Origin of the sequence: Vibrio sp. 10N.286.55.E10 (assembly GCF_002872555.1) — a bacterium.
GTDB lineage: Bacteria > Pseudomonadota > Gammaproteobacteria > Enterobacterales > Vibrionaceae > Vibrio > Vibrio crassostreae.
Genome location: NZ_MCSD01000009.1, coordinates 1 through 21,228, shown reverse-complemented (window position 1 = coordinate 21,228; position 21,228 = coordinate 1). Strand labels below are relative to the sequence as shown.

The following is a 21,228-nucleotide window of genomic DNA, read 5'->3' as shown; positions in this document are numbered from 1 at the left end:
GTTTTAAGAAGGCGATATTAAAGATATCGCCTTTTTTGTATGTGCTTGGTGTGGTTAAGGCCTATTTGTGCCTCAGAACGAGCTAAAGATGGGATGTAAATTTATATTTACATTAAATGTTTTTTATTGTTTACACTTGCAATCGTTTTTGTAGCTGTTATTGTGTTTTTAAAGATTGTTAGCCCAAATGGAAATGTTGGGTGTAAAAATAAATATACAGGTTGAGTTATGCAGAAAAGTGAATTAAGCAATGTCAATATCATCGACGAACAGGTACTGATTACTCCTGAGGAGTTAAAAGCAAAACTGCCTTTGAGTGATAATGCTCGTCGTTTCATTCAAGAGTCTCGTCAAACTATCGCAAACATCATTCATAAGAAAGATCATCGTATGCTTGTTGTATGTGGTCCATGTTCTATCCATGACATTGAAGCTGCGAAAGAGTATGCGAAACGCCTAAAAGCACTTTCTGAAGAACTGAGCGATCAACTGTATATTGTAATGCGTGTTTACTTTGAAAAGCCTCGTACTACTGTTGGTTGGAAAGGTTTGATTAATGACCCTCATCTAGATGGCACTTTCGATATTGAGCACGGTCTGCATGTTGGTCGTGAGCTGCTGGTTGAACTTGCTGAGATGGAAATTCCACTCGCAACAGAAGCACTAGATCCAATCAGCCCGCAATACCTAGCAGATACCTTCAGTTGGGCGGCGATTGGCGCTCGTACTACTGAATCGCAAACTCACCGTGAGATGGCAAGTGGTCTTTCAATGCCAATCGGTTTTAAAAACGGCACCGATGGCAACTTAGGTACAGCAATCAATGCAATGCAGGCGGCTTCTTCTAGCCACCGTTTCATGGGTATTAGTCGCGAAGGTCAAGTTGCACTACTAACAACGCAAGGTAACCCAAACGGTCACGTGATTTTACGTGGCGGTAAGCAGACGAACTACGATTCAGTATCGGTACACGAATGTGAGCAAGAGCTGGGTAAATCTGGCTTAGAGGCTGCGCTAATGGTCGACTGTAGCCACGCGAACTCTCGCAAAGATTTCCGCCGCCAACCTCTAGTTGCAGAAGATGTGATTCACCAAATTCGTGAAGGCAACAAGTCGATTATCGGCCTTATGATTGAAAGCCATATTAACGAAGGAAACCAATCTTCGGATATACCTCTCAATGAGATGAAATACGGCGTATCTATTACCGACGCGTGTATCAATTGGGATTCAACTGAGGCACTATTGAAGCATGCACATACGGAATTAGTCCCGTTCTTAGAGAACCGTTTGAAAGGTTAGTCAGAGTTTTAAATTTAAGTGCCTCATCTAATGGGGCATTTTAAGATCTGTTACTAGCGAACTCAGCGTTAGTAGGGGCTTATAGATTAGTAAGGAATAAAATGGCCGTTGAACTGAACGAATTACGCGACCAAATCGATGCTGTCGATAAACAAATGTTGGATTTACTTGCTCAGCGATTGGCTCTAGTAGAGAAAGTCGGTGAAGTAAAAAGTGAACATGGTTTACCTATTTATGTACCAGAGCGTGAGGCTGCAATGCTGGCATCTCGTCGTCAAGAAGCCGAGAAAATAGGGGTTCCACCACAGCTAATCGAAGATATTTTGCGTCGTACTATGCGTGAGTCTTATGCCAGTGAGAAAGATTCTGGTTTTAAGTGTCTAAACCCAGAGTTACGTTCAGTGGTTATCGTTGGTGGTAATGGTCAACTTGGTGGCTTGTTTGGTCGTATGTTCAAACTGTCTGGCTACGAAGTGAAAATCCTCGGCAGCCAAGATTGGGATAAGGCCGACGAAATCTTAGATAATGCTGGCCTTGTTGTTGTTACGGTTCCAATTCACCTAACGGAAGGTGTGATTGCAAAACTAGGTAACCTACCAAGCGATTGTATTCTTTGTGATTTAACATCGATTAAGTCAAAACCGCTACAAGCAATGATGGACATGCACCAAGGCCCAGTGGTTGGATTGCACCCAATGTTTGGTCCTGATGTTCCTAGCCTTGCTAAGCAGGTGATTGTCTACAGTGATGGTCGTGGTTCTGAAAGCTACCAATGGCTACTGAATCAATTTGGTATCTGGGGTGCGAGCCTATGTCAGATGGATGCAGCTGAACACGATCACGGTATGACCTTGATTCAAGCACTTCGTCACTTCACCTCTTTTGCTTACGGCTTGCACCTGAGTAAAGAGAACCCGAACATTGATCAACTTCTGAAGCTAAGCTCGCCAATCTACCGACTTGAGATTGCGATGGTTGGTCGTTTGTTTGCTCAAGACCCGAACCTGTACGGTGACATCATTCTCTCTTCAGATGAGAACATTGAAATGATTCGACGCTTCCATAGCTGTTTCGGAGAGGCGTTAGAAATCCTAGATGGCAAAGATAAAGCCAAGTTTGTTGAGAGCTTCAACCAAGTGAGTGATTGGTTTGGTGACTACTCACAACAATTTTTGCAAGAGAGCCAAAGTCTTCTAAAACAAGCACATGACTCGATTCATCGTGGTTAATACGATTTGAAATCATAAAAAAGAGCGACCTGATGGTCGCTCTTTTTGTTTGTGTTGAACGCTATGAAAGCATTTGGCCTACTGTAGGCTAAATGCAATTAGATCATCATAGGCCAAATCAACAGGTTCTAGTTAGCTGTGTCTAGTTAGTCGTAATAGGTTTCTTACTATCTTCACTCGATACGGTGTCGATGGTTGAGCTAATGTAAGGCACGTTAGTCAGGTTGATCTGCAAACGAACCACATTATCAATCAGCTGAACCAGTGGGCCCCACTTAACCTTTTTCTCTTTTTCGAATACGTAGTTGAAGTTTTCCGGTGTCCAATCCATCAAGTATTGAGGGTTCAACGAACGGCCAAGGAAGCGTACTTCATAATGCAAGTGTGGGCCGGTTGAGTTACCTGAATTACCACAGCTCGCAATGACATCGCCTTTACTTACAAACTGACCGCTACGTACCTTGAACTTCTGTAGGTGCGCATAAGAACTCATGAAACCAAACGAGTGACGCATAGTGATAAAGTTGCCGAAGCCTTTTTTACTTGGGCGTACTGTTTCAATGACTCCATCTGCGGGCGCCACAATATCTTCACCACGCTTACACGTTAGATCGATACCAGTATGTACGTGGCGTTTACCTGAAATAGGGTTAGTGCGGCTACCATAAGAAGAAGAGATACGTTGATAAGCCATCGGGCTGTCGTTTGGAATCAAACGGAACATCGTGGCTCTTACTGCTGAATCGACTGCAGCCGCATCAATACGATCTTCTAAAGATGCATCATCGGTAAGCAGCTCTTCATCAGCAAGACCAAGTACTGATTCCACATCGAATACACGCTTACCAAGCAGTTGAATCGTGCCTTCTTTCTCAGTCAGTGTTTGCGATAGCGAATGGTTGGTTTCTACTTGCTCAGCATAAAGAAACTCAGTTTGCTCTTTTTCAACAATCAGAGTTTCAATCAACTCTTGTGCGTCACCTGCTTGCATCGCGAGTTCTTGTTTACTCTCGAAGTGCATGTACGCCGCTCCGCTAATCAGTAACGGTACTGAAAAAATGGCAGTGGTGCACATGAGCACGGCTTTTCGGCCGAAGTAAAACGTCTGTTCCCCCTGACTAGAGGGAATAGTGATGGAAATTTTTTTAGACATGGTTCTGTATTAACTAAATGCTTCTAATAGAAAAAGGGTAATGGAGATATCACTCTCTACCTAAATCGGTAAGGTGTTCAATCTCTCTATAAAGCAGTTCATCGTCACCAACGTTAAGCTCCACAAGGCGCTTAAGGTGGCTAATACTATCAATATCTAAATGCTCTATGCGTAAACGCATTGAGGTATTGATGGTAGAGACTATCGTTGCTTCTAACTGAATATTGATATCACTGCTTTCGAGCTTAAAGCTCACTTGAACAGGGATATCATGGCTAAGTTGTTTTGATTCATTGCATTGAATGAGTAAACCATGGAGTGATAAGTCTTGCACTGAGCCTGATACATTTACTTGCCCTTGTGAGATCTCAGTCGGGACTTGATAAATAACTCGTGAAAATTGACGTCTTTCAACCATAAGTGATCTCTCTATATCGATGCATAACACGTAAGCCAGATATATCAAAGGCCGCTATTATCGCGGCCTTTGTTCAAAATACAAGCTTATTTACTTAGCGATACGCTTGTACTTGATGCGGTGCGGTTCTGCCGCTTGAGCGCCCAGAGTCTGCTTAAGCCACTCAGTGTACTCAGTATAGTTACCTTCGTAGAAGTTAACTTGACCTTCATCACGGTAGTCTAAGATATGGGTCGCAATACGGTCAAGGAACCAACGGTCATGCGAGATAACCATTGCACAGCCAGGGAATTCAAGCAGTGCTTCTTCAAGAGCACGTAGCGTTTCAACGTCAAGGTCGTTGGTCGGTTCATCGAGTAACAGTACGTTACCGCCCGCTTTTAGCAGTTTAGCTAAGTGAACACGGTTACGTTCACCACCAGAAAGCTCACCGATGATCTTCTGTTGGTCGTTGCCTTTAAAGTTGAAACGAGAACAGTAAGCACGCGCAGGGATTTCGAAGTTGTTGATCTTAATGATATCAGCGCCTTCAGAGATCTCTTGGAATACTGTCTTAGTGTCGTCCATGCTGTCACGGAACTGATCAACAGAAGCAAGCTTAACAGTCTCACCTAATACAACTGAACCTGAATCTGGTTGTTCTGCACCGCTTAGCATCTTGAATAGTGTTGATTTACCTGCACCGTTGGCACCAACGATACCGACGATAGCGCCCTTAGGCATGCTGAACGATAGGTCGTCGATAAGAACGCGGTCACCAAACGACTTAGTCAGGTTGTTCACTTCAAGAACTTTGTCACCTAAACGCTCACCTGGCGGGATGAACAGTTCGTTGGTTTCGTTACGCTTTTGGTATTGGCCAGTAGTCAGTTCTTCAAAACGAGCCATACGAGCTTTAGACTTAGCTTGACGGCCTTTAGGGTTTTGACGAACCCATTCAAGTTCTTTCTCGATTGTCTTTTGACGTGCGCTTTCGCCCGCTTTTTCTTGCTTAAGACGCTCGTCTTTTTGCTCTAGCCAAGACGTGTAGTTACCTTCCCATGGGATACCTTCACCACGGTCAAGTTCTAGAATCCAGCCTGCAGCGTTGTCTAGGAAGTAACGGTCGTGGGTAATCGCCACAACAGTACCGCTGTAATCGACTAGGAAGTGCTCAAGCCATGCTACTGATTCGGCATCCAAGTGGTTGGTTGGTTCATCAAGAAGCAGCATGTCTGGCTTTTCAAGAAGTAGACGACAGATAGCAACACGACGACGCTCACCACCTGATAGGAATTCAATTTTCGCATCCCACTCAGGAAGACGAAGTGCGTCAGCAGCACGCTCTAGAGCTGTTTCTAGGTTGTGGCCGTCTTTTGCTTGAATCAGTGCTTCTAGTTCGCCTTGCTCTTTTGCTAGTGCATCGAAGTCTGCATCCGGTTCTGCGTAAGCTGCGTAGACTGCATCGATACGCTTAAGTGCGTCAGCAACGTCAGAAACCGCTTCTTCTACGATCTCACGAACGGTTTTTGATTCGTCTAGTACAGGTTCTTGCGGTAGGTAACCTACTTTAAGGCCTTGCTGTGCACGAGCTTCACCATCAATATCAGTATCAATACCAGCCATGATACGTAGTAGGGTAGATTTACCTGAACCATTTAGACCCAAAACACCGATTTTAGCGCCAGGAAAAAAGCTAAGAGAAATGTCTTTAAGAATTTGACGCTTAGGTGGAACAGTTTTGCTCACCCGAGACATGGTATATACGTATTCAGCCATTGCCGATCGATCCTAATTATTGTTCAAAATTGTCTGCTATTTTATACCAATATCCCTAAAGATGTTACTCCTAGGTCAGAAAAGCCATTCTTGAACTAATCCTTACCTATTATTGTCACATTGGTCATTAAAACTATATTTAATAAGCTTCTGAGGCGAAGTGTTAAATATTAATAGTATTTACACTCAAATCCTTTACATTTGATGTGATGTCGGGCGTAAATAGACTTCACGTATTCATACACGCACTAAGGAAAGAGCGAATGTTTTTCCGCATTGGTAATACGAAAATTGCTGTGGCTGCATCAGCAATTTTGTCTTCATTTTCACTGGCTCCGATGGCTATGGCTAGCAACGCCTCTGAGCTTGAAATGCAGCGTGATGTTTATGATAGAGCGCAAGAGGTTTTAGACAACCGTGATCTAAAAGCTTACTCCGCGCTGCGCAACAAAATTCAAACATACCCTTTAACACCTTACACCGATTATCGAGCCTTTCTGATTGGCTTAGGTGATCGCACACCTGCTGAGGTGGATGCTTTCATTGAAGAGAATAAGGCACTGCCATTTTCTAATCGAATGCGCGCACCTTACCTGGATTCATTGGCTTCTCAAAAACAGTGGAAGACCATCCTTGAATTTCAAACTAAAGAGCCTGTCGGTGAAAAATATCAATGCATCTATTATCGAGCGCATTACGAGCAAGGTAACAAAGAGCTCGCCTTTAAAGGGGCGAAACAGCTTTGGTTGAGTGGCAGTGGTGTTGATGATGCCTGTGACCCTTTATTTAAAAGTTGGGATCAAGCCGGTTTAAGAACGGATGAACTCATCCTAGATAGAATGTTATTAGCGTTTGAAGGCCGTAACGGCAAGCTGATGAGCTACCTGATCAAGCAATTGGATCATGATGATTCAATTGCTCAAGCTAAGCAGATGAAGGCGTTGTACAACAAGCCTGAAAACGTGCTCGAATTTGCTAACAAGCACCCAGCAAATGAATTCTACCAAGCGCAAACCGAGTTTGCTTTCGAGAAGTTAGCAAGGAAGTCATCAAGCAGCGCTCAAGAGGTGTTTGATGACGTCATCAAGGCTCAAAAGTTCTCGAAAGAGAAGTCTCAAGAGCTTGCTGATTACCTAACGTTTCGTTTGATTAACACCGATTCTGAAGAGTTGATGGCGTGGCGAGACCAGATGCTCGCGAGTTCATCAAAGCAAGTTCTGCTCGAACGACGTGCTCGCTTAGCGATTCAACATGCCGATTGGACGGGTCTGAAAGAGTGGATAGCGCGCTTGGATGACAAGCATCAGGCTTCGCTTCGTTGGCAATATTGGCAGGGCAGAGCTGAAATCGCGACGGGCGATACTGACAAAGGAAATAAGCGATTGTCAGATATCTTGGGTCAGCGTAATTTCTACAGTGTAGCTGCGGCTAAGCAGTTAGGTAAGTCTGTCGAATACCCAACATCGACACTTAAATACAATGCTGAAACAGTCAAGCCATTCGACACCTCTTTGGTGCGTATTGGTGAGCTGATTGACCGAGATAAAATTGCGGCAGCGAAGAGTGAGTGGAGTTGGTTACTAAGCAACGTAGACAAAGACCAAAAAGCGATGCTTGCGGCTCATGCTGCGACGCAACGTTGGAATCACTTTACCGTGACGGCGAGTATCTCAGCGAAGATGTGGGACAACATTGCATTACGTTTCCCTGTTGCTCATAAGTGGTGGTTTAACTTCTATGCAGAAAAACACGATATAGACCCGATCACTTTAATGTCTTTAGCAAGACAAGAGAGTGCGATGGATTCAGAGGCTCGCTCCCCTGTTGGCGCGCGTGGAATCATGCAAATTATGCCGAAGACGGCGCAATACACGGCTAACAAACATAAAATTAAGTATCAGGGCAGCGATGATCTTTATGATGTCGGCAAGAACATTGAGATTGGTAGCCACTACTTAGATGGCTTATTAGCTCAATATGATGACAACCGTATCTTTGCTTTTGCCGCTTATAATGCAGGTCCTAGCCGTGTTAAACAGTGGCGTTCACGCAGCGATGAAAAACTCGATGCTTTTGCATTTATCGAAATGATCCCATTCAAAGAGACTCGGGGCTACGTTCAGAATATCTTGATGTTTGAGACCTACTATCGAGATATCTTGGGTGAGAAAGGGACATTTTTAGCTCCCCATGAAGCAAAAATGAAATACTAAGGCTTCGGCATTTGGCCCGAAACTGAGTAAGAATAAAGGCAGTGAGTGCGAACCATTTCCACTTACTGCCTTTTTACATTGGATCGCATCAAGTGTTTCGGTATAAAGTGTTAAACGCTTTCAATTGTTAAGCGACTCTTTAAAGTCAGAATTTAAAAGTAAGTGTAGAGATATGGCATCACAACCTGAATATGATAATTGGCAACAACTGATGGACTTGGTAAAGACGGCTGTCGAAAAAGATCAGCACGAACTGTTGTTGACCATGATGATGACACCAGACGAGCGAGATGCTCTGGTTGCTCGAATTAATATCTTCTGTGAGTTGATGAAAGGCGATCTGTCTCAACGACAGGTGAGTCAAATGCTGGGAGTAGGCGTAGCGACGATAACCAGAGGTTCGAATGAGCTAAAGGCAAAATCGGAACAAGAGAAAGCCGTGATTGCGGATCTACTACTCAAATAGTCACTAAGTTGTTAAAGTAAGAGTTCGATAAAAAACGCTAACTAACTGTTAGCGTTTTTTGTTTCTGAAGATTGTTTTCAGAACCTTTCTAAGTTTAACGAAGCACTAAACAGGGAAGTGCTCAGGGTTCACAAATGGGATCAGCGCTAAAATTAAAGCCTGATGATACACTGAACTGCGAGACAGTTGATTATGTGTCAGTAGGCCAATTGCTCCACCTTTCTGTTTGATATTATCGGTACCAAACACTTCATCCATTACATCTCCGAGCTCGTTTGCATGCTCTAACTTATCAAGCACGGCTGGTGGCAACATAAGGCTAGCTGAACGAGACTCTCCACGTTGACCATTCGCTTCGATAACCATCCAAGCAAAGGTGACGTTTTTTTCTATTCCTGCTTCTAGGCCAACATAAAAGTCAGCATAGGGCTGCGCTTGCGTTGCGTTGTGCACACGGTTCACTGCCCCTTGATAGGTTTCATCATTACTCATCGGTTGATCGGCAACGCCACTAGGGACGCTGATGCCTTTGAAATCAAATTCAGTATTAGGAAAAGCAGATAAGAACGCACTTTTAACGGCGTTAATTTTAGCTGGGTTCAGCGATGCGATGATTACAGATTTCATGTGTCGGATTCTTTTTGTTGTCGAGTAGATTGAGTTGATGTTGTTGGTACCAGTCACTCAACTCTTCTAATGGCATAGGTTTACCAAAGTAATAGCCTTGCAGCATATCGCACTGCGCATCCTGTAACCACTGGTGCATGCCTTGAGTTTCAATCCCTTCGGCGGTGACCTTTTTCCCCTGAGCATGACATAGTCCAATCACAGGTTTTACGATGTTCTGGTTATCGGTCTCAATCAAGGTATCCAAAAACGCTTTATCTAATTTAATTTTTTGAGTTGGATACTGCACCAGTTGAGTGATAGAGGTATAACCGGAACCAAAGTCATCAATTGCTAATCGATAGCCCATCCCCGCCAATTCGTTGAGCAACGGAAAGCCTTCCGAATTCGAATAAAAGGTCTCGGTAATTTCAAAATCAATCAAACTTGGTGGAATATGATTGATTTTTGCGTGTTTTTTAATGAAATCGGCAAGGTGTGTGGTTTCAATCCCAGCAGAAGATAAGTTAATCGACAGCTGAATTGAGTGGTCAAATTGAGCCTGAAGTCGGTAAAAAGAAGCAAACGCATTCTGAATTACCCAACGATCAACTTGCTCGAATAACCCAGTTTGCTCGGCAATTGGAATGAATTCATCGGGCGGAACTACTCCCAACAGTTTCGAGTCCCAGCGTAATAGTACCTCAACCCCAATAATATACGCGCCGGTTGAATCCATATAGGGCATATAAACGAGTCTAAACTCTTCATCAAAATTCTTGTCTCTAAGCGCACGTTCAATGTTTGCTTGGCGTTGAATCGCTTTGTCTAAATCCCGTGAATAGTCAGCAAATTGGTTTTTGCCTGCACGCTTGGCTTGATACATTGCGGTATCCGCGTTCGACAGTAGCTTCTCGATTGAATCGCCATCATTAGGGTAGGTCGCAATACCAATACTGACCGTGATCGGAAAGCTTCCTGATTCGGTGATAAACCCTTTTTGTAAGGGAGTCAGTAAATCACTCGAAAATCGATGCGCGACATTTCCTCGGTGACTAGGAGCGTTAATGTAGACAACGAATTCGTCACCAGAAAGTCGGGCTGGCATGCAATGAGCATCGAACTCCGTTTGATAGTGGCGACAAATATCTGAAATACGCTGAGCAAAAGAGACCAGAATCGAGTCGCCGATTTGATGCCCATATTTATCGTTCACAAACTTGAAGTTATCCAAATCAAAGTAGAGAACCCAAGTTTCGGTATTTGAACTCGGTTTTGGCAACGATTGCTGAACGAAGGTTTGAAACTGATGCCTGTTGGCGATTTGGGTTAACTGATCATTCTCGGCCAAGAGCTTGGTTTGTTGGTAGGTGTTATCTAGCTCTTGGTACATGTCATAAAAACGCTGTGATAGTCGGCCAAGCTCATCTCGAGTGCCTAAGCGTTCAATGTTCTTCCGTTGTTTTTTTTCTACTTGCTGTAGTTGTCGATCAAGCCGTGTTATCGGAGTAATCACAGTGCGAGACAGAAGTATGAGTAGTAAAGCGACAGTCACAAACGCAGACAGTGCAAACGACAAACTCAGCTTGTTCCATATGGAATCGAGCTTGTTTTCCAACAGGAATTGCGCCGGATCGACCGTGGCGTATAGTTCTGGAGCCAGCTTGACTGAATGGGTGACATCATTTTCCAAAGAAATCGCTATGGATGTGAAAAACAAGCTGGTTTGGTAGTCGAACTCTATCTGTTTTCTAAGCGCATTAAACTTGTCGAGAGAAACAGATACAACAACAAAGAATACATCGCTTGGTTGATTACTTTCGGTTGGAAAAATCGCTTTTCTATCTACCTTTTCATAGTGAACCAACATCCCTTCGCCTTGGGAGTTTTGAATATAGTTGGTACTCGATGTTGCTAGGGTGTCTTGATAGTGCTGGTCAACATACTCCAATATCTTACTGTCAATCTGAGTGCGTGAGTCGTTGCTATTATCTGCGTAGTAACGCAGTTTTCGGTCAGCATTAAGAAGTGCTAAACCCGTATAGCTCTCATCGTCATCTTGCAGGAAATCTATAGCTTCTCGAAGGTTACTAACCAGTTCAAGATCGCGAGATAGATTTTGGTCAGTGAGAAAATAACCTTTCACCATATCGCTTTGGGTCAAGGTGTAAGAGTAGCTATTGAGAAACGAACGAGATTGACGAAAGTATCCGGCTAGTTTTTCCATGTTCAGCTGAAGTGAGTTGTCTTCGCGTTTGATGAAGCTGCTTTTTTGCGTCGAATAAATAATATAGCTAGAAGCCGCGGTACTGATCAGTATCACAGGGGTTATCAGTAGTAAGATTTTAGTACTTAGCTTCATAGTTAATGACAACACTATTTATAATTTAAGCGCGTAAGTTTATGTTACTTAATGCTTACTCGCTATTAATTACACGTAGTTCGATGATTTCCTGTGAAGGGTGTAAGGTTTTGTCTTTATTGATAAAAAAGCCACTAATGAGTTTTTTGTTAGAAATACTTAAGCAGTGGAGGGGATAAGCGTGCCGAATGTGCGAAACAAGTGAATTGTGTTTTAGGCATGCTAGGGTAAGTGTTCTTAGACCGAATAGTATTCGACTAAATGGTGATTTAAGTATTTGGCCTACTATAGGCCAAATACTTATGTTAGCTAAAAGCTGATACTCGCTCTCAGCTATGACAACTTAACTTGAGTCGCTTTGATATTCTCACTCGGGTAGCAACCTAACACTTTCAGGTGACGAGTTATGGCTGTTAATTCATTGATTGCTTGCTGCATATTATCTGAATCCAGATGTGCTTCTAAATCGACATAGAACATCTCTTCCCAAGGGTTACCCATAATAGGACGAGACTCTAGCTTGGTCATGTTGATACCCAAGCGTTGCAGAATCAGTAGTGTCTCGACCAAAGAACCTGCTTCTTGAGAAGTCGACATGATGAGTGTCGTTTTTGCAGGTATTTGAGTTGACACTTCAACAGGCTTACGAGCTACCACGATGAAACGTGTGTGGTTTTCTGTTTGGTTTGCAATGTTGCCCTGAATTGCCTGAAGTCCATAAAGCTTGCCGCTAGACGCATTACCAATTGCAGCAACATCATCACCGTCCAGATCTTTCACCTTTTTCATGGCGTCAGCTGTGCTGGCACAAGACTCAAGGGTTACATCTTTAAGACGGCTCAAGAACTCGCTGCACTGCTGATGTGGTTGTGGGTGCGAGTAAAGTGTTTTGATGTCTTCTAAACGGATATCACTTTTCGCCACTAGGCAGTGTTCGATTGGTTGAGAAAGCTCACCAACGATGTAAAGCGTTGTGTGTTGAAGTAGGTCATACACTTCGTTAATCGAACCTGAGCTGGTGTTCTCAATAGGCAGTACACCGTAGTCGGCATGGCCAGATTCTACCGTAGAGGCTACTTCTTTGAAGTGATTACAGTTTAACTCAATCAACTCCATATTCTTACGGCTGAAGTATTCGCGACTCGCAAGGTGAGAGTACGACCCCTTAGAACCCAAGAATGCAACGCGAGCCAATGGTTTACGACTTTGCGGGTTCGCTAGATTTTGTAAGTATGACTGCTGTAGTAAAACGGAATCTTCGATGATGGTGTGAAACAGCTTGGTAATGTACTGCGCATCAAGTTCGTATTTATCTTTGCCATTGTTGATCAGCTTAACTAATAGTTGTTGCTCTCGTACTGCATCACGAACTGGTTTTGATGTCTCTACCTTGCTTTTAGCAACTTCGATACTTAGCTTGCGACGCTCCGAAAGTAACTTCAGGAGTTCGTCGTCTAAATCATTAAGACGAAGGCGGATATCATCCAGTGAAATTGAGCTGTCAGTCATAAATGTGTCCTTATAAAAAAGCCTCCCTAGTGTGGGAGGCTTCTTGTTCGTTTTTGACTTGTTTTTCTAAAACGACTTAGCCTCCGATTTACGGAAGAAAAAAGAAGTCAAAAATAAACAAAGATTGAGTGTGCATAAAAAGTGATTGTTTTATGAATGTTTAAACACAATAAGCAAGCGAGCTACGAGCGTCAAGCAAAAAAATAGCGCCCTGAGGCGCTATTTTTTAATCTGTTCTCTTTCCTTATTCTACTTCAGCTTCTAGCTCTTCGATTTCAGGCTTTTCAGCGCGGCGCGCTTCTGGTTTATGGCGTAGCTTGTTGAGTTGACGCTCTAGTTTTTGTTCTACTTCGTTGATAGCTACGTAGAGGTCATCATGGATTGATGAAGCAACAAGTTGGCCTTTTGGTACGGTTAGTACCGCTTCAAACTTCTTCTTCTTGTTTGGTTCTTCGCTAAAGCTCGCTTGGCAGCCAATGATGTCTACTTGCCATTTATCCAGCTTTTTAAATTTGCTTTCTATGTGATCACGGATTGCAGAGGTAATGTCGATGTTTTTACCAGTGATGTTCATTTTCATAGAAGTTTTCCTCTGTTGTATCCCTCATGGGTTAACTTCAGATTACGACTTTTAGGAATAAAGAATGTGATATAGATCTTATTTTGGTTGGGTGGAGTGAGCATTAAAATCAAATGTGATCTCACGCAAGTCTTAGTATCTTTTTGGCGGAAAATGCTTGTTATCCTTATGGAAAACGATAACTTGGAGGCAAGGCTTCGCTAAAAATTAAACCAGTTTTTAGGGGCGTCCTACAGCTTATAGAAAGTGCTTGATTGAAATTTGCTCAATAGTATTTTGTGATGTAGCTCTCGTGACATAGATAGCTACGCAAGCTTCTTCTGAATTAGATAAGCAAAAGCCGCATAAGTCTTCTTATGCGGCTTTTGTGTTTTTAGACTTACCTAATCCCCTTTAGCTCTCCAGCTGTGGGATTGATTGAGGCGATCCTAATCGTTAGTGTTCAGTAATCTCGCTGTGCCGTCTTCTCGGATGGCATTGATAGCTTGTAATTGTTTATAGATTACGAAGTAGCGATTGATGTTGGCAACATAGGTTACGGGTTCTTTACTCACGTACTTGCGAGTGATGATTTCTACGTTTTTAAACCAGATGTTTGGGTTGTAGCCTTTCTGCTTAGCAAGGCGCCTCATCTTTCTGATCTTAGCGGGACCTGCGTTGTAAGAAGCCAAGGTAAAGTAGATTTGATTGTCGGGTGATATTGCCGGGTCGTCAAAATATCGGTCTTTGATAAAACGCATGTATTTCACACCCGCATGGATATTGTTATCCACCTTATGGATGTTCTTTATGTTGACGTTTTTATCTTTGGCGGTACTTGGTAATACCTGCATCACACCAATAGCCCCACGATGAGAAACTCTGCTTTGATCCAACCCAGACTCTTGGAAACCTTGTGCAGACATCATCAAAGGGTCGAATTCGTATTTACTCGAATACTTTTCAAAGACATCTGACAGCTTAGCCACTCGGTCTATTTTATTTGGGTTGAGTGCTCGACCTAACCAGCGAGTGTTGTCGATGTATTTCTGATAGATAACATTTCCAAGTAGGGTACCTGTTCGTGCAGTCTTGACGTATTTGTTTATCTCTTTCTTTAACTGAGGGCTGTTTTTTCTCAATGCCCATGCTATTTGGCCATTTTCACGTAAGGGCAAATCATGATGCACTTGAATGTTTTCCATTACATCTATCCAGAGCTTTGCTTTGTGGCTGTCCAGAATTGTGCCCTGAATATAACCTTGGTTAACCAACTCTATCAGCTCGTAGTCTTGCAGTGATTCTTCAATGAAGTGGACATGCAGTGGTGGTAAACCTAATTTGTTAAGCTCTTTATTGATTCTTTGTACACTCTCGAAGTAACTCGAGCTTGCACGTATCCACACCTCTTTGCCGCTCAATTGCTTGATTTCGGTGATAGGTTCGGCCTTTTTCCCTGTGATAATGAGTTCTTTACCATCTTTAATCATCGGATCTGAAAAATCGATGGTTCGTAATCGTTTGTCGGTGATCGTTAGGTTCGCGACAGCGACATCACCATAGCCAGATTCTAAAGAGGGAAGTAGATCATCTCGTTGTACGGGGATGATTTGAACATTGAGGTAGGGGTGTTTTTTACGAAGACTTTTTTCAAAGTGGTAGAGCATTTCTGCCACGATGCCTTTTGGCTTACCATCCTCGATGTAATAGAAACCAAGATCGGCAGATACGAGCACTCTAACCGTTCCTTTGGTTTTGAGCACATCCAAATCACCCATGTAAGGCTTATTGCTTAATGGGGACAGTTCTAATGCGTAGGATAATTGGCTAAATAGCGATATCCAGATAAATAATAACAACCTACTCACATCCACACTCCATGTTGATGTTTTGTTAAAAGTTATCTTTTGAAGATACCGTGTATTATGCGATTCATCAAGTTTGCGATATGTGGTCAAAAAAAACGCGCTAGTAAACTAGCGCGCTTTTTGGGTTGAGATGTAAGAAGTTGATTAAGGTAGTGGGTTTAACTCAATCAACTTTTCAGTTCTTAACACAGCATCATCTAGGCCTAGTTGTTTATAAGCTTCTAGCTGAATCTCTAAAGATTTACGCGCAGCAACGGTATCTGGGTAAGTCTTTTGCAACTCTTGTGTTCTGTTAATAGCAGCAATCCACGCTTCGCGACGTAGGTAGAAGTCCGCAGTTGCTAAGTCATATTCTGCTAGGCGGTTCTTAAGTGCGAACATGCGTTTTTGTGCATCTTCAGCATAAGGGCTGCTAGGGAAACGTTCGAGTAGTCGCTTGAAATCTGCAAAAGCGAGTTTCACTGGCTCAGGGTCTCGGTCACTACGGTCGATATTGAAAATATCGTGCATGAAGTTTCGGTCTTGCGCCATGTGCGTTAAGCCGCGCATGTAAAGAACCCAGTCTTGTTTCTCATGAGTTGGGTTCAAACGTAGGAAACGTGAAATGGTAGCAAGGCCAAGTGCCAAGTCATCATTTTTGTAGTAAGCGTAAATCAGATCGAGCTGTACTTGCTCAGAATAGGCGCCGAATGGGTAACGTGAGTCTAGGGCTTCTAGCTTTTCTATTGCTGAAAGCCAGCTACCGCTCTGTAGTGATTCTTGAGCGTCAGAGTAGAGAACCGATGGCGGTACATCTGGCACTATCTCTTCACTACTTGAACAACCAACCAAGAGTGATACGGCTAATAGACCCGATAAAGTAAGGTGTTTCATGTCAGGCGTCGATTCCTTGAATTAAATATTTCGTAAGCTTCCGTTACTTTCTAACCAGTAACAGATACAATGATGCAATTATTCTATTTTATCCATACTAATGGGTATTAGTCTCACGGTTTTTAAAAAAGTTCGATATGGCTCAGCAGATCACATTAACAGACACAGTAAAAAGCAGCCAGTTAGGTCAACGTTTAGACCAAGCTGTCGCTGAACTATTTACCGATTTTTCTCGCTCTCGCATTAAAGAGTGGCTTCTTGACGGCAAAATCCAAGTGGATGGCGAAGTTATTACTAAGCCGCGCGTTAAGGTTTTGGGCGGTGAAGAGATCATCTTGCAAGCTGAACTTGCAGATGAAGAACGCTGGGAAGCACAAGATATTCCTCTAGACATTGTCTACGAAGATGATGACTTATTGGTTATCAATAAGCCTCGCGATCTGGTTGTACACCCAGGCGCAGGCACACCGGATGGAACCATACTAAACGCATTGCTTTTCCATTACCCACAGATTGCAGAAGTGCCTCGTGCAGGTATTGTGCACCGTCTTGATAAAGACACAACAGGCCTTATGGTTGTGGCTAAAACGGTTCCAGCTCAAACTCGTCTTGTGCGTGCTCTTGCTAAGCGTCGTATTACTCGTGAATATGAAGCAATTGCAATTGGTAAAATGACCGCTGGTGGTGTTGTAGAGAAAGGCATTAGCCGTCATGCAACTAAGCGTACCTTAATGGACGTAAATGAATTAGGAAAGCCAGCGGTAACTCACTACCGTGTTGCTGAGCACTTCCGCGAGCATACTCGTATTCGTCTACGCCTAGAAACGGGTCGTACTCACCAAATCCGTGTTCACATGTCATACCTTCAGCACCCGCTGCTAGGTGATGTTGCATACGGTGGCCGTGCTCGTATTCCAAAAGGTGCATCTGAAGAACTAACAACAATGATTCGTTCTTTTGACCGCCAAGCACTGCACGCAGTCATGCTTAAATTTGTTCACCCAATTACAGGTGAAGAAGTTGAGTTCCACGCTCCTGTGCCAAATGACATGGTTGTGATGGCTGAAGCGTTACGTGTTGATGCTCGCGAAAATAAAGAAGAAGACATTTAATATGTCGTTGATCATCCCTAACTGGAATGCACCCAATAACGTGAAGGCATTTGCGTCGACACGTGTAGGTGGCTTTTCTACTGGTGCGTATCAAGGATTAAACCTAGGTACGCATGTTGGGGATGATGCTTCGCTTGTTGAAAACAATAGAACTTGGCTTAAGCAGCAAGCGAACATGCCGGCAACTCCGGTATGGCTAAATCAAACCCATTCAACAGATGTTGTTACGGTTTTACAACCTACGGCGGATATTCTTGATGCTGACGGTGCATTTACCACTGCTAAAGGTGTTGTTTGTTCTGCGATGACAGCTGATTGTTTACCTGTAATCCTTACTGATACGAAAGGCACTCAAGTTGCTGCCGTTCATGCTGGTTGGCGTGGTCTTGCTGGTGGAATTCTTGAAAATGCCGTCGCAAAGTTTTCGAAACTAGATTCAGAGAATAAGATCATTGCTTGGCTTGGGCCTGCAATAGGCAAACAAGCCTTTGAAGTCGGCGATGATGTGTTGGAAGCGTTTGTTAGCTTTGACCCTCAAGCTAAGCTTGCATTTAAAGCCAAGCCTGAACAGGGTAAATGGCTAGCGAATATGTCTCAGCTTGCAACGCAACGACTGAACAAAGTTGATGTAACTTCTGTGATAGACTCCAATCTATGCACCTTCGCTGATGCGGATGCGTTCTATTCTTATCGTCGTGATGGCATTACGGGACGCCAAGCTACTTTTATTTGGTTAGAGTAATCTTTAGCTAGTGCAACTAGCCATCCAGCCCATTTATATTTTCATATAAACTCTATTCTTCATTCTTATCCCTTGAAAATCCGCGTTACCGTATCCATCTTCTAAGCATAAGATAAACATATCTAAGAGTAGGAAGGTTGGCATGCGTCTCGATCGATTCACTAGTAAATTCCAAATTGCGATATCTGATGCTCAGTCACTCGCATTAGGTCGTGATCACCAATATATAGAACCTGTACACCTAATGGTGTCTTTGCTGAATCAAGATGGTAGTGCAATTCGTCCATTGCTCACCATGCTGAATATTGATGTGGTTCAATTACGTTCTAAATTGAGCGAAATATTAGACCGAGTGCCTAAAGTCAGTGGCATTGGTGGTGACGTTCAGCTATCGAATGCGATGGGAACGCTGTTTAATCTATGTGATAAGGTCGCGCAAAAGCGTCAAGACAGTTACATATCTTCAGAAGTATTCCTACTTGCTGCCATTGAAGACAAAGGCCCTTTAGGAAACCTACTTAAAGAGCTAGGTCTTACCGAGCAAAAATTATCTCAAGCAATTGAACAAGTTCGTGGCGGCCAAAAGGTCGATGATCCGAATGCGGAAGACAGACGTCAAGCGCTAGAGAAGTTCACCATTGATCTGACGGAAAGAGCAGAGCAAGGCAAGCTTGATCCGGTAATTGGCCGAGATGACGAAATTCGTCGCACTATCCAAGTACTTCAACGCCGTACTAAGAATAACCCTGTCATTATCGGTGAACCTGGTGTCGGTAAAACAGCGATAGTCGAAGGTTTAGCGCAGCGTATTATCAACAATGAAGTGCCGGAAGGTTTGAGAGGCCGACGTGTACTTTCGTTAGATATGGGCTCTTTGATTGCCGGTGCTAAATATCGTGGTGAATTTGAAGAACGTTTGAAATCAGTTCTTAACGAATTATCAAAAGAAGAGGGCAACATCATTCTCTTCATCGATGAAATTCACACCATGGTAGGTGCGGGCAAGGGTGAAGGCTCTATGGATGCGGGTAATATGCTGAAACCAGCATTGGCTCGTGGTGAACTTCACTGTGTAGGTGCAACGACACTCGATGAATATCGCCAGTATATAGAGAAAGATCCCGCGTTAGAGCGTCGATTCCAAAAAGTGATAGTCGATGAGCCAACCGTGGAAGACACAGTCGCAATTCTCCGCGGTTTGAAAGAGCGCTATGAACTTCACCATCATGTAGAAATTACCGACCCAGCGATTGTCGCAGCGGCAACCTTATCTCATCGATACGTTTCTGACCGTCAGTTGCCAGATAAGGCGATTGATCTGATTGATGAAGCGGCTTCGAGTATTCGTATGCAGATCGACTCAAAACCTGAGTCACTAGATAAGCTCGAGCGTAAGATCATTCAGTTAAAGATCGAGCAGCAAGCTCTTACTAATGAGAATGACGAAGCCAGTGAAAAACGCCTTCGAACACTACAAGAAGAGCTTTCTGATAAAGAACGAGATTTCGCAGAGCTCGAAGAAGTGTGGAATGCAGAGAAAGCCGCACTTTCTGGCACACAACACATCAAGTCCGAGTTAGAACAAGCTCGCATGGATATGGATTTTGCAAGACGTGCTGGTGATCTTAACCGAATGTCTGAATTGCAATATGGTCGAATCCCAGAATTAGAGAAGCAGTTAGATCTTGCGACTCAAGCTGAGATGCAAGAGATGACCTTACTACGTAATAAGGTCACGGATGCAGAAATTGCAGACGTACTATCGAAGCAAACAGGTATCCCTGTTTCTAAAATGCTAGAGGCTGAGAAAGAGAAGCTTCTTAAAATGGAAGGTGTTCTGCACAAGCGTGTTATTGGTCAAGCGGAAGCAGTAGAAGTGGTATCGAACGCGATTCGTCGTAGCCGTGCTGGTTTATCTGATCCGAACAAGCCGATTGGCTCCTTCTTATTCCTTGGCCCAACTGGTGTTGGTAAAACCGAGTTATGTAAAACACTCGCAAACTTCATGTTTGATAGTGACGATGCAATGGTGCGCATCGATATGTCTGAGTTTATGGAGAAACACTCTGTTGCTCGTTTGGTTGGTGCTCCTCCGGGTTACGTTGGATATGAAGAAGGTGGCTACTTAACAGAAGCCGTGCGTCGCAAGCCTTACTCAGTGATTTTGCTAGATGAAGTAGAGAAAGCGCATCCTGATGTTTTCAATATCTTATTACAGGTTCTTGATGATGGACGCTTAACTGATGGACAAGGTCGGACCGTCGACTTTAGAAACACGGTAGTGATCATGACTTCGAACCTTGGCTCTTCGAGAATTCAAGAGAACTTCAATACGCTCGATTACCAAGGAATAAAGAATGAGGTGATGGAAGTAGTAGGCAAACATTTCCGTCCTGAGTTTTTGAATCGAGTTGATGAAAGCGTTGTGTTCCACCCATTAGGTCAAGAGCACATTCAATCGATAGCCGCTATTCAGCTTGAGCACCTCAAGAAGCGAATGGAAGACAATGGTTATGAGCTTGAAGTCTCGGATAAAGCACTCAAGTTAATTTCTCAAGTCGGTTTTGACCCAGTATATGGTGCACGACCTTTGAAAAGAGCGATTCAACAAAGTGTCGAGAACCCTTTAGCGAAAGCAATATTGGCAGGAAAAATTAATCCAGATAAAAAAGTACAACTATTAGTAAACAACGACCGCATTATTGCTCACCAGTAGTTTAAGTAAGAATTGTAGGTACGATTGGCCAAAATCAAGGTGTAATCGTACCTATTTTGAACGCTTTGTGTGAATAGTGTTCGAACGGTCGCCGGTGGCGGTTTTTTTTTCGTTTTTGGCCTTGTGCAAAGGATTATTCTCTCTATAATGCGCCTCCGTTGCCAAGGATAACCAAGCGGTTTGAACTGAATGACGAGACGGTGATAAGCATTTAAGATGCTTTGAAAAATTAGCTGGAAAAAGTGTTTGACACTGGAACCCAATTCGCTAGAATGGCCGTCCACTTCGAGAGGCTCCTTATTAAAAGGAACGCTCAACAAGTAAAGCTCTTTAACAATTTAA

At 43.3% G+C, this 21,228-nt stretch carries 16 protein-coding genes and 1 other annotated feature; of the genes, 7 read left to right on the top strand and 9 right to left on the bottom strand.

Annotated elements, in window-relative coordinates; translation table 11 throughout:
• Positions 1–228 precede the first annotated feature (228 nt).
• Both BCV39_RS07060 and tyrA read left to right on the top strand, forming a co-directional pair.
• Positions 229–1,302, top strand: a complete 1,074-nt coding sequence (locus tag BCV39_RS07060; protein WP_017629783.1) for a 3-deoxy-7-phosphoheptulonate synthase — start codon at positions 229–231, stop codon at positions 1,300–1,302.
• Positions 1,303–1,403: 101 nt separating this feature from the next.
• Entirely contained in the window at positions 1,404–2,531 is a 1,128-nt protein-coding gene (gene tyrA, locus BCV39_RS07055; RefSeq protein ID WP_017071391.1) for a bifunctional chorismate mutase/prephenate dehydrogenase, read from the top strand.
• Positions 2,532–2,673: 142 nt separating this feature from the next.
• On the opposite strand, the gene BCV39_RS07050 is transcribed toward tyrA, so the two are convergent.
• From BCV39_RS07050 to ettA, 3 genes are all read right to left on the bottom strand, one after another.
• Positions 2,674–3,684, bottom strand: a complete 1,011-nt coding sequence (locus BCV39_RS07050) for a M23 family metallopeptidase (RefSeq protein WP_048669570.1) — start codon at positions 3,682–3,684, stop codon at positions 2,674–2,676.
• A gap of 49 nt (positions 3,685–3,733) precedes the next feature.
• Positions 3,734–4,102 (bottom strand): PilZ domain-containing protein, encoded by a 369-nt coding sequence (locus BCV39_RS07045; RefSeq protein WP_048658078.1) that lies wholly within the window; start codon positions 4,100–4,102, stop codon positions 3,734–3,736.
• Between the two features lie 90 nt (positions 4,103–4,192).
• Entirely contained in the window at positions 4,193–5,860 is a 1,668-nt protein-coding gene (gene ettA, locus BCV39_RS07040) for an energy-dependent translational throttle protein EttA (RefSeq protein WP_017071393.1), read from the bottom strand.
• A 263-nt stretch (positions 5,861–6,123) separates the two neighbouring features.
• Between ettA and sltY the strand changes: the two genes are divergently transcribed.
• Together sltY and trpR are read left to right on the top strand one after the other, a co-directional pair.
• Entirely contained in the window at positions 6,124–8,073 is a 1,950-nt protein-coding gene (sltY, locus tag BCV39_RS07035; RefSeq protein ID WP_048662122.1) for a murein transglycosylase, read from the top strand.
• A gap of 172 nt (positions 8,074–8,245) precedes the next feature.
• Entirely contained in the window at positions 8,246–8,539 is a 294-nt protein-coding gene (gene trpR / locus BCV39_RS07030; protein WP_048658080.1) for a trp operon repressor, read from the top strand.
• Positions 8,540–8,644: 105 nt separating this feature from the next.
• Here trpR and yjjX read toward each other — a convergent pair whose 3' ends face one another.
• The 6 genes from yjjX to BCV39_RS07000 all read right to left on the bottom strand — a co-directional run bounded on the left by yjjX (position 8,645) and on the right by BCV39_RS07000 (position 16,316).
• Positions 8,645–9,166: an inosine/xanthosine triphosphatase gene (yjjX, locus tag BCV39_RS07025; protein WP_102432234.1), complete on the bottom strand. Its 522-nt coding sequence runs from the start codon at positions 9,164–9,166 to the stop codon at positions 8,645–8,647.
• Positions 9,129–11,507 (bottom strand): EAL domain-containing protein, encoded by a 2,379-nt coding sequence (locus BCV39_RS07020; protein ID WP_102432233.1) that lies wholly within the window; start codon positions 11,505–11,507, stop codon positions 9,129–9,131. Before BCV39_RS07020 ends, yjjX begins: the two co-directional genes overlap by 38 nt.
• A 333-nt stretch (positions 11,508–11,840) precedes the next feature.
• A complete protein-coding gene (pheA, locus tag BCV39_RS07015; RefSeq protein ID WP_102432232.1) occupies positions 11,841–13,016 on the bottom strand; it encodes a prephenate dehydratase in 1,176 nt (391 codons plus the stop codon).
• A gap of 12 nt (positions 13,017–13,028) precedes the next feature.
• Positions 13,029–13,150, bottom strand: a sequence feature (Phe leader region).
• Positions 13,151–13,260: 110 nt separating this feature from the next.
• The gene (gene raiA / locus BCV39_RS07010) at positions 13,261–13,596 is read right to left on the bottom strand and encodes a ribosome-associated translation inhibitor RaiA (RefSeq protein WP_004735034.1); all 336 of its coding nucleotides are present in this window, start codon (positions 13,594–13,596) and stop codon (positions 13,261–13,263) included.
• 428 nt (positions 13,597–14,024) lie between these two features.
• Positions 14,025–15,449, bottom strand: coding sequence for a lytic transglycosylase F (locus BCV39_RS07005; protein ID WP_311195432.1), 1,425 nt, complete (start codon positions 15,447–15,449; stop codon positions 14,025–14,027).
• A gap of 138 nt (positions 15,450–15,587) precedes the next feature.
• On the bottom strand, positions 15,588–16,316 hold the full coding sequence (locus BCV39_RS07000; protein WP_102432231.1) for an outer membrane protein assembly factor BamD: 729 nt from the start codon (positions 16,314–16,316) through the stop codon (positions 15,588–15,590).
• Positions 16,317–16,453: 137 nt separating this feature from the next.
• Between BCV39_RS07000 and rluD the strand changes: the two genes are divergently transcribed.
• From rluD to clpB, 3 genes are all read left to right on the top strand, one after another.
• Positions 16,454–17,428 (top strand): 23S rRNA pseudouridine(1911/1915/1917) synthase RluD, encoded by a 975-nt coding sequence (gene rluD, locus BCV39_RS06995; protein ID WP_019820953.1) that lies wholly within the window; start codon positions 16,454–16,456, stop codon positions 17,426–17,428.
• A gap of 1 nt (position 17,429) precedes the next feature.
• The gene (gene pgeF / locus BCV39_RS06990; RefSeq protein WP_019820954.1) at positions 17,430–18,170 is read left to right on the top strand and encodes a peptidoglycan editing factor PgeF; all 741 of its coding nucleotides are present in this window, start codon (positions 17,430–17,432) and stop codon (positions 18,168–18,170) included.
• Between the two features lie 142 nt (positions 18,171–18,312).
• A complete protein-coding gene (gene clpB, locus BCV39_RS06985; protein ID WP_048606842.1) occupies positions 18,313–20,886 on the top strand; it encodes an ATP-dependent chaperone ClpB in 2,574 nt (857 codons plus the stop codon).
• Positions 20,887–21,228: the final 342 nt, after the last annotated feature.

What these genes read in the sequence shown, in the direction of transcription:
- BCV39_RS07060 (WP_017629783.1), top strand. Translation starts at nt 229, where the DNA reads ATGCAGAAAAGTGAATTAAGCAATGTCAATATCATCGACGAACAGGTA.
- tyrA (WP_017071391.1), top strand. Translation starts at nt 1,404, where the DNA reads ATGGCCGTTGAACTGAACGAATTACGCGACCAAATCGATGCTGTCGAT.
- BCV39_RS07050 (WP_048669570.1), bottom strand. Translation starts at nt 3,684, where the DNA reads ATGTCTAAAAAAATTTCCATCACTATTCCCTCTAGTCAGGGGGAACAG.
- BCV39_RS07045 (WP_048658078.1), bottom strand. Translation starts at nt 4,102, where the DNA reads ATGGTTGAAAGACGTCAATTTTCACGAGTTATTTATCAAGTCCCGACT.
- ettA (WP_017071393.1), bottom strand. Translation starts at nt 5,860, where the DNA reads ATGGCTGAATACGTATATACCATGTCTCGGGTGAGCAAAACTGTTCCA.
- sltY (WP_048662122.1), top strand. Translation starts at nt 6,124, where the DNA reads ATGTTTTTCCGCATTGGTAATACGAAAATTGCTGTGGCTGCATCAGCA.
- trpR (WP_048658080.1), top strand. Translation starts at nt 8,246, where the DNA reads ATGGCATCACAACCTGAATATGATAATTGGCAACAACTGATGGACTTG.
- yjjX (WP_102432234.1), bottom strand. Translation starts at nt 9,166, where the DNA reads ATGAAATCTGTAATCATCGCATCGCTGAACCCAGCTAAAATTAACGCC.
- BCV39_RS07020 (WP_102432233.1), bottom strand. Translation starts at nt 11,507, where the DNA reads ATGAAGCTAAGTACTAAAATCTTACTACTGATAACCCCTGTGATACTG.
- pheA (WP_102432232.1), bottom strand. Translation starts at nt 13,016, where the DNA reads ATGACTGACAGCTCAATTTCACTGGATGATATCCGCCTTCGTCTTAAT.
- raiA (WP_004735034.1), bottom strand. Translation starts at nt 13,596, where the DNA reads ATGAAAATGAACATCACTGGTAAAAACATCGACATTACCTCTGCAATC.
- BCV39_RS07000 (WP_102432231.1), bottom strand. Translation starts at nt 16,316, where the DNA reads ATGAAACACCTTACTTTATCGGGTCTATTAGCCGTATCACTCTTGGTT.
- rluD (WP_019820953.1), top strand. Translation starts at nt 16,454, where the DNA reads ATGGCTCAGCAGATCACATTAACAGACACAGTAAAAAGCAGCCAGTTA.
- pgeF (WP_019820954.1), top strand. Translation starts at nt 17,430, where the DNA reads ATGTCGTTGATCATCCCTAACTGGAATGCACCCAATAACGTGAAGGCA.
- clpB (WP_048606842.1), top strand. Translation starts at nt 18,313, where the DNA reads ATGCGTCTCGATCGATTCACTAGTAAATTCCAAATTGCGATATCTGAT.